The 14,452-nt window shown below is 69.9% G+C and carries 8 protein-coding genes and 1 pseudogene; 2 read left to right on the top strand and 7 right to left on the bottom strand.

What is annotated here, in order from left to right:
* Positions 1–166: 166 nt before the first annotated feature.
* Positions 167–445, bottom strand: a complete 279-nt coding sequence (locus V1633_RS30630; RefSeq protein WP_331217786.1) for a DUF7336 domain-containing protein — start codon at positions 443–445, stop codon at positions 167–169.
* A gap of 345 nt (positions 446–790) precedes the next feature.
* Here V1633_RS30630 and V1633_RS30625 point away from each other — a divergent pair, with 345 nt between their 5' ends.
* Both V1633_RS30625 and V1633_RS30620 read left to right on the top strand, forming a co-directional pair.
* A complete protein-coding gene (locus V1633_RS30625; protein ID WP_331217785.1) occupies positions 791–1,564 on the top strand; it encodes a maleylpyruvate isomerase family mycothiol-dependent enzyme in 774 nt (257 codons plus the stop codon).
* A 1,742-nt stretch (positions 1,565–3,306) separates the two neighbouring features.
* Positions 3,307–5,226 (top strand): hypothetical protein, encoded by a 1,920-nt coding sequence (locus V1633_RS30620; RefSeq protein ID WP_331217784.1) that lies wholly within the window; start codon positions 3,307–3,309, stop codon positions 5,224–5,226.
* 352 nt (positions 5,227–5,578) lie between these two features.
* Here V1633_RS30620 and V1633_RS30615 read toward each other — a convergent pair whose 3' ends face one another.
* The 6 genes and pseudogenes from V1633_RS30615 to V1633_RS30590 form a co-directional block, all read right to left on the bottom strand.
* Positions 5,579–5,878 (bottom strand): hypothetical protein, encoded by a 300-nt coding sequence (locus V1633_RS30615; protein WP_331217783.1) that lies wholly within the window; start codon positions 5,876–5,878, stop codon positions 5,579–5,581.
* Entirely contained in the window at positions 5,875–6,516 is a 642-nt protein-coding gene (gene wrbA, locus V1633_RS30610) for an NAD(P)H:quinone oxidoreductase (RefSeq protein ID WP_331217782.1), read from the bottom strand. The genes V1633_RS30615 and wrbA overlap by 4 nt, the downstream gene beginning before the upstream one ends.
* Before the next feature lie 50 nt (positions 6,517–6,566).
* Complete coding sequence (locus V1633_RS30605) at positions 6,567–9,704, bottom strand: BTAD domain-containing putative transcriptional regulator (RefSeq protein WP_407952132.1); 3,138 nt, start codon at positions 9,702–9,704, stop codon at positions 6,567–6,569.
* Between the two features lie 437 nt (positions 9,705–10,141).
* Positions 10,142–13,453 (bottom strand): S8 family serine peptidase, encoded by a 3,312-nt coding sequence (locus tag V1633_RS30600; protein WP_331217781.1) that lies wholly within the window; start codon positions 13,451–13,453, stop codon positions 10,142–10,144.
* A 234-nt stretch (positions 13,454–13,687) separates the two neighbouring features.
* On the bottom strand, positions 13,688–13,942 hold the full coding sequence (locus V1633_RS30595) for a hypothetical protein (protein WP_331217780.1): 255 nt from the start codon (positions 13,940–13,942) through the stop codon (positions 13,688–13,690).
* 75 nt (positions 13,943–14,017) lie between these two features.
* A pseudogene (locus V1633_RS30590) lies at positions 14,018–14,452 on the bottom strand (VCBS repeat domain-containing M23 family metallopeptidase); the annotation flags it as partial.

Below are 14,452 nucleotides of genomic sequence, written 5' to 3'. Positions count from 1 at the left end.
CACGCTTACCTGCGCTGGCGCAACCCGAACGCCCGCCATCCCGACGTCCTGGCCGCCCATCGCAAAGGAACGCCCGCGCATCCGCAGCGGAAACGGCCTTCGCGGAGAGACATTCACCGAAGCGACGTGAACGATCTGCCCTCTGCAGGGTCGCTCACCCGAAGGCCTACACCGGCGCGCGGACGAAGCCCTCGGTCCAGTGGTCCTCATCGAGGTCGTACTCTCCGATCTGGAAGCAGTCTGGCTCGTCGGCGAAGCCCGGTAGAAAACGCGCGCGGCGGATCCGCTCTCCGGCCACGGCCTCGGAGGAGTAGATGCCGAGCAGCTTGACGTCGTCGCCGTCCTGCTCGTCGATGAATACGCCCTCGTCGTCAAGGTGAATCGTCTCGTCGTTGGGGCCGGCTTCGTTCTGGTGGCTGATGTGCCAGAGGGGATAGACCTTCACGGGCGCAGGCTACCCCGGGCCATCCCGTGAACGATCCCGGTCAGAGGTTTCACCCCGCTGGCGCTGGCGCCGCCGGGCCGCACACTACTGAGGCCGCTGACATCGGCCAGGGGTGCGAGTTGCTGGGAGTGACTTCGTAGGTCAAGCGGCGAGTTGGTAGCGGGCCTGGTGGTTGCGCTGCTGCTTCTGGCCCGGATGTTAGGTCCAGTAGCGGTCGAAGCCGTTGCTGGCGAGCAGTGCGCGGATTTTCAGGACGGCTTCGGCGCCGGCGCTCCGCCCGGCTGTCGACGCGTTCGTCCGACAAATTCGCTACCCGGCGGCCGGAGCGCGTGATACACAACCGCCGTGCAAAACATTCTGGAGTTCTCCGAGGTCCTGCGGCTGATCGAAGACCGCTCGGCCGCGTTCCGCGCCGCGATCGCGTCCGCCCCCGACCTTGACGTCCAGGTCCCGACCTGCCCGGACTGGACGCTGCGCGAACTGGCGCAGCACCTCGGCGACGGCCGCCGCCGCCAGGCCGCCATCGTCGCGGCGGGCCCGGACGCTGAGCCCCCGGCGAGGACGGACCCGAAGGGCGCCCCGACCGCGCCCCGCGACCGCGAAGCCCTGGACGCCTGGCTCGCCGAGTCGACCGAGCTCATGCTCGACGCGCTGCGCGAGGCCGGCCCGGACCGCGGCTGCTGGACCTGGTGGGGCCGCTCGCAGGCCCCGGAGACCAGCGGAGCCGTGGCCCGGCACCAGATCCAGGAGATCGCCGTCCACACCTACGACGCCCAGCTCACCCAGGGGGCCGCACAGCCGCTGCCGACGGACGTCGCGGTAGAGGGCGTCGACGAGTTCCTGACGACCGTCTCGGCGACGACCGTCCCCTGGCCGTTCAAGCCGGCGACCATCGACCTGCACGCGACCGAGGGCCGCTCCTGGCGCCTGACCCTCAACGCCGACGGCGTCCGCTGCGACGACCTCGCCGCCGACGCGGAGCCGGGCGACATGGCGGTGCGAGGCGCAGCGAGCGAACTGGTCCTCTACTTCTACGAGCGAGTCCCGCTCGACGGCCTGGAGACCACCGGCGACACCGAGCCGATGGAGCAGCTCGCAGACTGGGACCCGAACGCGTAAAACGCACACTTGTGACGTAACTGTCGGTTGTGCGCGCGCTCCTGCGGGCGCCACTGGGCCCTGCGGATGCCGAAAACCTCATCCGCGCCGGTCAGGGTGGTGGTTTCGACGAAGTCGGGGGCGATGATGGCCTGCGCCTGCGCCTGGGGCGAAGGAACGTTGTCCAGGTGGTGGCGGTGCGCTGGGGTGCCCGGTCGATCGCGGCCTGTTGAAGGATCTCCCAGACGGTGGAAGCGGGGACCTTCACCCCCAGGACGAGCGGTTCGCCGTGGATGCGGCGGTACCCCCGGTGGCGTTCTCGCGGGCCAGGCGCAGCACCAGAGCCGGCGGATTGGTTGTACGGTTCGTGGCCGTCCGGCCCGCTGGGGTCGGGAGATCCGGCCGGCAACGCCCGATGTCCGGTCTGGGCCGGACTCGAGGGCTGGGGCTCAGCTCCCCGGTGGCGGGATCGGTCGGGTCGCCGAGAGGTCCAGGCGGCCGATCAGCCGCCCCGGCGGGCGACCGGGGCGGGCCGGGGGTGGCGCCGGCGGCAGCGGGGTGGCCAGCACCAGCGTGGCCAGCGGCCCCGCCAGCAGGTCGGCGCGGAGGACGACGCCGACGTGTTCCTCGATTGCCAGCAGGCACGCCCGGTCGGCGGGCAGCCCCTCGTGCCGCGCGATCGCCTCGGTCCGCTCGTAGAACCGGTGCGGCCGCTCCCCCTCGGCGAGTAGGACATCCCCGGCTCGAACATCTCGACCCGCGCCCCGTCGCGGTAGTCGTGGAAGCTGCCCATCCCCGGGCCGACCACCAGCGCGAGGGCCGCGCCGCCGCCGGCGGACAGGGCGGCCAGCACCTCGGCACGCCCACCCTCCGTGCCCCACTCCTCAAGACAAAAAGCCCACGGGGTACGGGTGCCGGCGCGGCCCCGGCGCCGTCGAGCATCCCGGCGCGCAGCCGCGGCCGGCCCCACTCGGTCGGAAGGGCGTCCCGGGCCTGTGCGTGGGTCAGCGCTCGCGCGCTCGCCGGATCGGCCCCGTAGGCGGCCAGCATCGCGCCCGGATCGAGGCCACGGCCGAACGTGACCGTGAAGCCGACCTCGCCGGCCAGCTGCCAGGGTCCCGGATCGCGATCCGCCATGAGGTCCATCCTCTCGCCTCGTCGGCCCGCCCGCTCGCGGCCTCGCAGCCACGGTTCGCCGGTGCGGTCGGCGGCGGCCAGGTCGTCGAGTTCGTCGTCGGACAGCCGGAGGTTGAGCGGGCCGATCCGGCGGTGGGCCAGAATTCGTCGGATCGTGCCAGCTCCGATCCGATAGCCCAGCCGCTGGAGCTCGCCCTGGATCCTGCGGTGGCCCTATCGCGGGTTGTCGCGGGCCAGCCGCAGCACCAGGCAGGTAGATCATTCCCAGGTACGGCAGCCGCACGACCATATGGGAGATCGTCAGGCCGTGCCGAGGTTTCCCAGTTCACAGGCTGTGCGACAGGTTCTGGCAGGTACAGGATCCGCACCGGGGTGCCGATCCTGCTCGACCGGTACACCGCCCTACGCGAATCCGACATGCCCACGAGCACCGTGGTTGAGGTGGCAAGGCGACCGGCACGGGGCTCTCGACGCCGTCCCGGTCCTGGATGCCGGCGGTGCAGGCCATGACGACCAGGGTGAGGCGAACCATGTGCCGGATAAGGCGTTTGCCGAATCCCCGGCCACCCGCTTCAATTCTCGCGGTTCCCGCGCATCGGCGCGGAGGTGAACGGGGAGGATCAATCGTGATCGGACGTGGGCCGTTCCGTGTCCTGACGTCGACACTCGCGCTTTCGCTGGTGGCGGGCATGCTGGGCGTGGTCGCTGTTGCCGGCTCCGCTGAGGCGGCACCCTCTTACGGGGGCGCGCCGTCGGTGCAGGTCGGCTACACCGATTCGGCCAATCCCGGGCAGGCGTATGACGCCGGTGAAGCGGAGCTGCCGCTGGGCACCTGGCCGGACGGGGACGGCACACCGCACACCTCCCGCGTCTACGCCACCTTCGACCTGTCTGGATTCGAGGGCAAGAAGGTCTACGGCGGAGCCCTGCGCTTCCGGGAGGACACCGTCGCCGACTGTTCGAAACGGGCCATCGAGATCTGGCGGACCCGGCCGATCGAGGCCACCCCCAGCTGGCGGCAGGCGCCGACACCGCTGGTCAAGGTGAGTGAGATTCACACAACCGACTACTGCCCCGGCGGAACCGTTTCCTTCGACGTCGACTCCGCACTGCTCGACGCCGTGCAGAAGCGGCAGCGACGGATCAGCTTCGAGGTTCGGGTCCCCGAGCAGTACGAGAGCGACCCCAGCTACGCTCGCCGGCTCTCCTGGTATCGCACCGTGCAGCTGAACGTCGAGTACAACTCGGTGCCGACTGTCGACAGCAGCAGTCTCTACAACGGTGGCTTTCCGTGCAGCACGTTGAAGCCGTACCCCCGGATCGGTGACTTCGCCAATCTGCTTCAGGCCCGCGGGTTCGATGCCGACCACGACGACGAGCGAAACCTGCGGACCACCGCGGCCATCTGGCCAGCCGGTCGACCGGAGGCGCGGACCGAATACGTCGGTGAGGACGGTGTCTCCGGCCGGGCCAACGGAGTGGTGTTGCCGGAGGGCGCGCTGGTCGACGGTACGTCGTACGTCTGGCAGGCGCGGGTGGGTGACGGAGCCGACGTCTCCGGCTGGTCGAAGAAGTGCTACTTCACCTACGACCGCACCCGTCCGGCCGGGCCGCCGACAGTAGGCTCGTCGAACTATCCGTCGCACCAGGGCGGCCAGCAAGTGCCGCCCGGCGAGCTTGGGGTCTTCACCTTCTCCAGCAACGGTGACCGGGACGTCGCCGGCTTCCACTACAGCTGGAACGGTTTGGACATCGACGGCTGCGAGTGGAGTGGCGACGTCGGGCAACTGGTCTGCCAACCGGTCTTCGACCGACCCGGCGCGGTCAAGGCCAACAGGCCGGGTGGCTCCGCCACGGTGACCCTCAATCCGCCGAACAGTGGTCCGCAGCGGCTGACCGTCAGCTCGATCGACTCGGCCGGCAACGCCTCGCCGACCGTCGTTTACGAGGTGTACGTCCCGGAGTCGAGGCCCGGGTTGACCCAGTTGACCGGACAGCCGGAGTGGAACCAGGAGGTGCGTCTGCAGGTGTCACCGGCCCCGGGCGTCCAGGTCACCGAGTACGAGTACATCCTGGATGGTGACCGGCCCGAGACCGTGCGCGCCGAGGCGGACGGTACGGCGCTCATCTCCTTCTGGGCCCGCAGCCCGCGCTGCCACAATCTCAGGGTACGCAGCCACAGCGACAACGGGTTTGTCTCGGACTGGGCGCAGTGGTCCTGCACCTTCGATCCGTGGCCGGGCATTCGTTCCGAGCTCTACCCGCGCGTCAGCGGTGACGAACCGGGCAGTGGCGGGGTCGGCGTGCCCGGCGACTTCACTTTTTCTCCTGAGCCTGGCTGGACCGACACGGTGGCCTACCGCTACTGGTTCATAAACGAGGGAGACTGGGCCGAGGTGGCCCCCGGTGCCGGCGGCCTGGCGACCGTCACCTTCACCCCGACCCGCAGCGGCTGGCACGACCTCGTCATGTATGCCGTGCGGGCCGACGGGTCCGAGAGCACCACCTGGAACGTGTACTCGTTCAGCGTCGCCGAGGCTGGCTGACCGCTTGGGGTTCCGGAGGTCCCGTCGACGGTGGGACCTCCGGTGCACCTCCGCCGCCAGCCAAGCCCGTGGACCGGTATCTCCCTGCTGATGCGGCTCGGCACGGCCGAGCCGGTGCGCGAACCGCACCAGCAGGTCATCCAGGCCAATCCGCCACCTGACGATTCGATCGACCAACACAAGCGTCATGGCCTGCCCGCCTGCCACCGGAGGTGTCAGACACGAAGTGCGGTCACTTGGTCAGCCGGACGCGTCACATCGGCGTTGACAGCTTGCAGCAGGTCGAAGGCACGGCCGGCCTCCGCCGACACGACGTCGGCTATCTGGTTGTCGTCGTGTCGGCGAGGGTGAGTTACCGGATGCGCTGGAACTGGACGCGCGCGACGGCGCCGAACAGGGCGGCGGTCGCCCGGGGTGTGACGTTGTCGGGGGCGGTCCCGGTCGCTGTGGCGAGCGCCTTGGTGAGGGCTGCCTCGCGCTGGTCGTGCAGGTCGCGCAGGCGCGCGGCCAGGGTGGGGCTCGGTGACACTGCGGTGAACTCCGGGCCGGAGAAGCCCGCGACCGGGTTCTGGGACGTAGTGGCTGCCTGGAATGTGCGCCGCAGGGCGGCCAGCGCCGACCGCTGGGGGAGCGCCGAGCCGCAGTGAGTCACCCGAGTCGACCGTCCGTGCGGACGGCGGCGACGGCTGCCGCCATGCGGGCGAGGCGTGCGCCTTGGAGGCGGGCCGCTTCGAGTACGGCCTTGGCGTACTCGGGATCCCGGCTGGCGCGACTCTCCACCTGGCTCACGCCGTACGGGTTCCCGCCGGCAGCGTGAGCGACGTCGTAGTTCAGGTAGCCCGTGGGCAGAATGACGGACCCCCAGTGGTGGAAGGTCTGGTAGAGGCTGAGCAGGGTCGCCTCCTGACCGCCGTGTTCCTCGTAGCTGGCGGTGAAGCCGGTTGCCGGCTTGTCGGCCAGTTCCTCCGCCTGCCACGGGGCAGTCGTGGTGTCGAGGAACTGGCGCAGCTGAGCGCAGACGTTCCCGAAGCGGGTCGGTGTGCCGAAGGCGTACCCGTCAGCCCAGCGAAGGTCGTCGAGGGTGGCGAGCGGAACGTCGGCGGTGGCGTCGAGGTGGGCTCGCCACGCCGGCTTGGCGTCGATGACGTGTTCCGGCGCCAGCTCTGCCACCCTGCGCAGCCGGACCTCCGCGCCGGCGTCGGCGGCGCCGTCGACGAACGCCTGCGCGAGTCGGTACACGGTGCCGGTGGCGGAGTAGTAGATGACGGCAAGCCTGGCGTCTGCCAGCATGGTTACCTCCTGGTTCGGCTCGGTTCTGCGGTCAACCGTGCCGAACGGCCTTACCGTTCACTGACCATCGTCTTACGGCCGCCGGCGAGAGCCGGTTCGTCGAGGTCGAGCTGCCCGCCGAGGTCCATCTCGGCAGTGAGCTCCTCGCTGCCGAGATGCTCCCGGACGCGCAGGGTGATGCGCCGTACGTCCTGCTGCTCGCCGGCGGGCAGCGGCGCTCCGGCTGCCGCACGCAGCTTCCGGGCCGAGCCGAGCAGCCGCGCCGCGCGGCGATGGTCGCCATCGAGACTGGTGGCGCCGGCCAGACCCTCGAGGGCCAAGGCGACTGCCCGGTGATCTCCGGTGGCTCGCGCCGCGTGGAGCGACTCACGATGGCGGCGTTCGGCGAGGGCAGCATCACCCCGGTGCTCGGCGATGAACCCCAACTCGGCCAGCGCGAGTGCGCAGCCGGGCAGGTATCCTGCGCGGCGGTTCCAGGCGAGCAGATCCCGCTGCTGGCTCTCGGCGGCGTCGACGTGCCCCCGACGCCGGGCGATCATCGCGAGTCCGGTGCTGGCGAACGCGACAGCGGAAGGGCTCGACTGCTCCTGCGCCACCTGTAGCGCGCGGTCATGCCAGGCGACGGCCTCGTCGTAGTCGCCCCTCAGCAGGGCGAGCCGGCCGATGCTCGCCAGCTGACGGGAGACCAACGTCCACAGCCGCAGATGTTCGGCGACACGCAACGCCTCGCGGTGGTACGCCTCCGCGCGATCGTAATCGCCACGGATCTCCGCCAAACTTCCCAACAGGCTCGTCGGGTACACCTGACCCCAGCGGTCGCCCAGTTGCCCGAACAGCGACCGGCTGACCTCGCAGTCGCGCTGGGCGGCGGACAGGTCGCTGTGCAGTACGAGCGCGAGGTCGGCTCGGGTGGCGCAAGCGGCCGCGACTCCCCACCGGTCCCCGTAGGCGCGGAACCCTTCCAACGCCGCGTTGACCAGGTCGGCGGCCTCGCTCGCATCCCCGGAGCCGAGCATCATGGAGGCGAACAACCACTGCGCGAATGCCTTGTCCGGTCCGTCGCCGTCCTGGTACCGCTCCAGGACCCGCTGCCGGGGAGCGTCCGGCTCCCCGTCGCGGGTCGCGAGAGCGGCCAGCCACATGTCCGCTTGCCGCCGCAGTGCGTCCGGAGCGATCTCGTCCGCGCTCGCCGGGACGATGTCCAACGCCGTTCGTAGTGACCGGCCGATCTCTCCGAACCGGCCTCGGAGCAGCCGGTACCAGGACAACGACGCGGCGAGCGTCAAGCCTGTGCGGGCGTGACCATCAGCGGCGGCAACGTCGAGTGCCGCGCGGAGGTTCGCGTTCTCGGTGTCCAGCTCGCGGAGCGTTTGACTTTGATCATGACCGCGTAGCCGCCCAGCGGTCCGCTCGGCGAGACGGGCGAGACACATGACGTATCGGCGACGGGTTGGGGGCAGTTCACCGGCCGTGTCGAGCTGTTCGAGACCGTAAGCGGCCAACGTCTCCGGCAGTCGATAGCGTCGCGGGCGCTCCGCGTGCCGCACCATGACCAGCGACCGGTCGATCAGGCGTGCCAACACGTCGAGGACCTCGTCCGAGACCAGCTGCCCGCCAGCGCACACCTGCTCGGCGGCTGCGAGGGTGGCACCGTCGGCGAAGACCGCCAGCCGGCGCAGCACGGCGCGTTCGGGAGGCGACAGGAGCTCCCAACTCCAGTCGATCATGGCGCGAAGCCCCTGCTGGCGTGGGGGCGCGGTGCGGCGGCCGGAGGACAGCAGTCGGAAGCGATCGTCGAGCCGCGCCGCCAGTTCTCCCGGATCCAGCACCGGCAGCCGGGACGCGGCCAGCTCCAGTGCCAGTGGTACCCCGTCCAGTCGCCGGCAGATAGTCGCGATCGTGTCCGTGTTCGCCCGGTCAACGGTGAATCCGGGCTCGACGGCCCGGGCACGAGCGGCGAAGAGCCGAACCGCCGGAGCCTCGGCGACCTCCTGTGCGGTAGCCCCGGGTCGCGGCAGGGCCAGCGGCGGTACCGGAAAGATCACCTCGCCGAGGATTCCGAGCGGTTCCCGGCTCGTCGTCAGGATGCGCAGGTCGGCCGCCGCGGCCAGGAGCCGTTCGGCCAACTGCGCGATCGGCGCTACCACGTGTTCGCAGTTGTCGAGCAGCAGCAGCTGCTGCCGATCTCGCACGGCGGCCGCCAACTGGTCCATGGGCTCACGTGGGCGATCACCAGGTTGGCTGTCGTCCCGGATCTCGAGGGCCGCCGCCACCAGGTCGACGACTTCGGTGCAGGTCGTCAGGTCGTCGGAGGGCGGCTGGCCGGCCAGCTCGACGAGCCATACCCCGGCGGGAAACCTGTCGGTCACGAGACGAGCGGCCTCGATCGCCAACCTGGTCTTCCCGACTCCGCCCAGACCGGTCAGGGTCACCAGCCGCTCGTTCGCCAGGCGCTCCCGTACCGCCTCGACGGCCTCGTCGCGCCCGATCAGTCCGCCGTACGGGCCGGGCGACAGAGGCGCCGGCAGATTCGTCCGAGTCCGGGTCGACGGCGGTGACTGTAACGCCGGGTCCTGGCGCAGCATCGCCCGATGCAGGTCGGCCAGCTCCTGACCGGGGTCGACACCGAGCTCGTCACGCAGTTGCCGGCGGAACTGCTCGTAGCCGGCCAGGGCGTCACGCTGGCGTCCCGAGCCGTACAGGGCGCGCAGCTGTGCGGCCCGCAGCCGCTCGCGCCACGGATGCCGTGCGACCAGGTCGGCCAGCTCACCGGCGAGCAGGTGGTGCTCACCGAGGTCGAGCCGCGCCTCGGCCAGCTCCTCCGTCGCCGCCAGATACTGGTCGTCGAGCCGGTGCGCAGCCTCGCGTACGAATCGCTCGTCGCTGAAGTCGGCGTACGGGGGACCGCGCCACAGCGACAGCGCTTCCGTCAGCGTTGCCGCCCGCGTCGCCGGCTCCCGTTGCGTGCGCGAACGTGCCAGCAGAGCGGTGAAGCGACCGGCGTCGACCGATTCCGGCGACGTCCGCAGCCGGTAGCCCGCATCACCGGACTCGACCAGCACCCGCCCACCCGCCTCGCCCGTCTCCAGCGCGCGGCGCAACTGCGACACCTTGGCCTGGAGAGCTCCAAGCGCGTTGCCCGGCGGCTCGTCACCCCAGAGATCCTCGATCAGCCGGTCGGCGGTCACCGGGAGTCCTTCATGAACCAGCAGGTCAGCCAGCAGACCACGAACCTTCAGGCCAGGCACGGTGACGGGTTCGCCGTCTGATGTCCACACGGCGATCTCGCCCAACACGCCGAACCGCACAACTTCACCCTAGCCAGTCAGCTGTCCGCCCCAGCGATTTCCTTTGACCGTCGGTCAGCGCAAAGCAAGACGGGGCCGACGTCACCGTCGTGAGCGGTGAACGCACGGCGAGGCACGCCCGACCGTACGTCAGCCGGCCGTCACCACCGGCAACGCAACGGCGTCGGTCAACCCCAACGTGCCGGGATCACCGTACTGACGGGCGGGCTGCTCGACCAACGCTGTGCTGCCGGAGCTCCGGGAAAATCGATGTCCATGCCGTGGCGAGGCGGTGGCCGGGCCGGCCGCACACCCCGGGTGGGCGTGCGGCCGGACTTTCAGCGTGCGTTCTCGATGGCGTACGCCCGGATGATGGTCTGGTCGACGGAGTTGCCGGTGCTGTCGGTCGCGGTCGCCCTCAGTGAGACGTGATCGGCTTCGGGCGAATGGTCAACCAACATCGTCAGGTTCGGCCCTGAGCCGGTGATCCGCGCCGGCTGCCAGGTCCTTCCGTCGTCGTACGACACCTGGACCGTCACCTTCTGCGGCGAGCCGTATCCCGCGCCGGTCTGGCGCTGGAGGAGGACCGGGACGGCGAACCGACCGCCGCCCGGGGCCTGGTTGTGGGTACTCAGGTCGGGTGCGAAGCGTACTGCCATCGCTGGCAGCGGAGTGGCCGCATCCTCGGGCGTGTGCGCTGACCGGAACGTCCACGCCGCGTCGATCCGGGTGGACAGCGTGGAGACGGATCGACTGGCGGTCACCTCCAGGCGGTACGTACCAGGTTCGGCGGGCACCCGGAATTCGCCGTAGGCGGATTGCGTCTCGCCTATCGGCTTGCCGTCCCGGAAGAGGGTCATCCGTAGCGAGTCGGTCTTCGACCAGCCGTAGCGGTTGTTTGCCTGGTCGCCGAAGAGCTGCAGGTCAGCCGTGATCGTGTCGCCGGTTCGCCATACGTACGGGTCGTCGGCCGACGGATCGTCGGGGAATCCAGGGCCGAACACCCCCCGATTCCAGTACTCGACCACCGGTCGGCCGCGCTGGTAGGTCACCGGCGTCGACATGATGAACCCGTCGTACTCGGCCCCGTCGCCCTCCTTCGACGGCAGACCCAAGGTGGGAGAGAACGGGATCCCCGGTGTGTAGCGTTCCGTGATCGTGGCAGGCGCCACGAGCTCCACCAGGAAGTCCTTCAGCACGGTCTGGCCGGGGGACGCGGCGGCGATCCGGGTCTCCACCGTTGCCAGGTCCCGGTCGTGGATCCGGCGGACCAGTTCCGCCGGCACCCGCCCGGCTTCGGACCACTGGACACGGTAGAGGTACGGACTACCGCTGAAGCCGTCCTCGTCGTCGGGCCGGCCCAGGTCTGCGGTCAAGAGAAAGGTGGACTGGTCCTTCGGCGTACGGGTGCTGGATGGCCGGACGAACATCTTGTCGAAGTTCCGGTCGAAGAGGCCGAATCCGGTGTCACCCCAGGCGGTCTTCCGGTCGAACAGAACGAGTCCGCTACCGACCCTGGCGTCCGGTTGATCCACCGTGACCCCGACCGGTTGTGCCTGCCGCGCGTCGACGACGAGTTCCATGTCCCGGGTGACGGTCAGTTCCGGCTCCACCGCCATAGCAGTTCCGGACGGGCTGTCAATACTGGCGTCGAAGTAGTGGCGGCCCTTCGGCACCCGGACGGTCACCTTGCCCGACGGGTCGTACTGTCCGACGACCTCGGGGTGGTCGACGTCGACGAACCGGCTGAAGTGGTTGGGGGTCGGCTGCCCATCCCGATCTAGGTGGATGACGGTGACGTCGTAGCTCTCCACCTCGCGGACGACGCCGAAGGGTGTGCGCACGGTCGTCTGTTCGTCGGTGGCGACGACCACACCGCCGTAGCTGCCGTCGGGGGCCGGCACCGCGGTGTTCGTCACGAGCGCGACCGTCGCGGTTCCGGCGGCGGGCACGGTGACCTGAGCCTGGTCGAGGGTGAACATCCCGGCCGGGGCCGGTTCGCCCTGCGGGTCGCGCGCGCTGGCCGAGAGGCGCAGGGTGACCGGTGTCGTGCCGTGGTTGCGGTACATGATCGTGGTGGTGATCGGCTTGTCGTCGGTGTGCGGCCAGCGGACGATGCCGTTGTTCACTGTGGCCGGAGATGCCAGGACCGTCTGGCTGACGGCCCGGGCGACGTCCAGGCGGCCGCTGCCCTGTTCGTAGATGCCGAGGTCGTCGCGGGGCTTGGCGCTCCCCATCAGGGCGGGCTTGAGCTCGTCGACGTCCCAGCCCGGGTGCTGGCCGGCCAGGATCGCCGCCGCACCGGCGACGTGTGGTGCCGCCATCGAGGTACCCGACAACGCCACATAGTTGCCGTCGACGTGCGGGTACTCCTCGCCCATCACCGAGCCCTCGGCCAGGGGTGCGACGATGCCGACACCCGGCGCGGTGATGTCGGGCTTCAGCCCGAAGCTGTACCAGCGGGGACCTCGGCTGGAAAAGTCGGCCAGGGCGTCCTGCTCGTCGACCGCGCCAACGGTGAGCGCCTCGTCCGCCGAGCCGGGACTGCCGATCGACTTGCTCTCCGGGCCGGTGTTGCCCGCCGCGACGACGAAGAGGGTGCCGGAGTCCTTGCTGAGCTCGTTGACGGCCTGGTCCAGCGGATCGGTGCCGTCGCCCGGGAAGTCACTGCCGAGGCTCATGTTGACCACGTCGGCGCCCTGCTCGACGGCCCACTGCATGCCAGCGATGACACCGGACTCTGCGCCACCGCCGAAGTCGTCGAGCACCTTGCCGTTGAGCAGCTTGCTGTCAGGGGCGACGCCCACGTACCTGTTCGCCGCGGACGCCCCGTTGCCGGTAATGGTGCCGGCAACGTGAGTGCCATGGCCGAAGAGATCATCGGTGCCGGACTCGCTGTCGGTGAAGTCCTTCGCGCCGACAACCGCGTCGGCAAGGTCGGGATGGTCGACGTCGATGCCGGTGTCCAGCACCGCGACGGTAGCCCCTTTGCCGGTATGCCCGGCTTCCCACGCGGCCGGCGCGCCGACCTGCGCCACGCTCCTGTCGAGGGTTGCCGTCACCCTGGCGTCGAGCAGGATGCGCGTGATTCCGGTCGACAGCGCGTGCGGTGCCGCACCGGTCACCGATTCCCAGAATCGACCGGCGTCGGTCTTGACCACTGTCACCGCCCCACCGTCGACACTGGGCAGATCGCGGATCGTTCGGCCACCGGCAGCGGTGAGCCGGCTTTCGGCCGACCGCGCCGACATCCCTTCCTGGTACGTGACGATCAGCGGCACGACGTTCTCGGAGCGGTCGTCATATCCGAGCCGCACCAGCTTCGAGACGTTGAACAGTCGTCGGTCCACCCGACGGGCCGCGACCAGCGGCAGGGCGTCGCTCGGGATGACATACGTGTCGCCGCCCTCCACATGGCGAACGAACCGCACCCCGTCACGGCCCTTGCCCGGCCGAGGCATGACCACCCGCTCGCGGCCCCCGGACAGGTCGACGAGTACCCGGTCACCGGTCACCAGTGTCAGCCAGGAGTGTTCTCCCGGCAGCGCCCGGGTGACCCCCGCGAGTGAGCCGACAGGCTTCACCGCGTGCCCCGGCATCGCCGAGACGGCGGGCGGTAGCGCGACGATGAGCGCGGCTAGGCCTGCCACCCCTCTTCTGATTCGATGTCCAGGCTGTGTCACGAATCCTCCTGTGCGTCATGGGAAAAGGCCATGGCGATAGCAGCTCGACCGTGGCCTCGGGCCGCCCCCGGCGCCGTCCTCGTTGCCGGATACATGCGCGGCACCGGCGAAGGTCGACAGCCTCCGCCTGAGCTTCGGCTGCGCGGTCGCACCCGCGTACAGACTTCGACACCGGATACACCTCAGAAGTTGCCCTCTTCGTCAGGCGTTCGGGCCTGAGGTATGCGCCAGATCCACGCTCTCCGGCCCGCGTTGGGACATGAAGTCGAGGCGCGCATGGGCAAGGACGTACAGCCTGGCGCCGGCCAACGTTGACGTCTCGAAGGAGTCGGCGGCGATGATGGGCTGCGCCTGCGAACGCAGGAACGTCGCCCAGCTGGGGGCGGTGCGCTGGGGTGCCGGGTCGATACCGGCCTGCTGGAGGATCTCCCAGACGGTGGAGGACGCGACCTTCACCCCCAGGACGACGAGGAGTTCGCCGTGGAGGCGGCGGTGACGCCGGCCCGAAGGGGCCGGCGCCACTCGCCGTTGTCAGATGGTGGCGGGGTTGCTGGCGGCGGGGATGTCGCCGCAGCCGCCGTACCTGTGGGCGGAGCGGAGGTGGGTGTTGGTGTGGGTGCTGTAGATGTTCCAGTCGGATCCGTTGGTGCAGTCGGGGCGGTACAGGGCCAGGTCGGTGGCGCCGTCGGCGTTGTAGTCGCCGGGGGCGGGGATGGCGTTGCAGCCGCCGTATTTGAGGCCGGAGCGGAGGTGGGTGTTGGTGTGGGTGCTGTAGATGTTCCAGTCGGATCCGTTGGTGCAGTCGGGGCGGTACAGGGCCAGGTCGGTGGCGCCGTCGGCGTTGTAGTCGCCGGGGGCGGGGATGGCGTTGCAGCCGCCGTATTTGAGGCCGGAGCGGAGGTGGGTGTTGGTGTGGGTGCTGTAGATGTTCCAGTCGGATCCGTTGGTGCAGTCGGGGCGGTACAG

The sequence above is a fragment of the Plantactinospora sonchi genome (genome assembly GCF_036422035.1).
Classification (GTDB): Bacteria; Actinomycetota; Actinomycetes; order Mycobacteriales; family Micromonosporaceae; genus Plantactinospora; species Plantactinospora sonchi.
The sequence above is the reverse complement of the archived record's forward strand: the minus strand, read 5'-3'. Positions and strand labels throughout refer to the sequence as shown.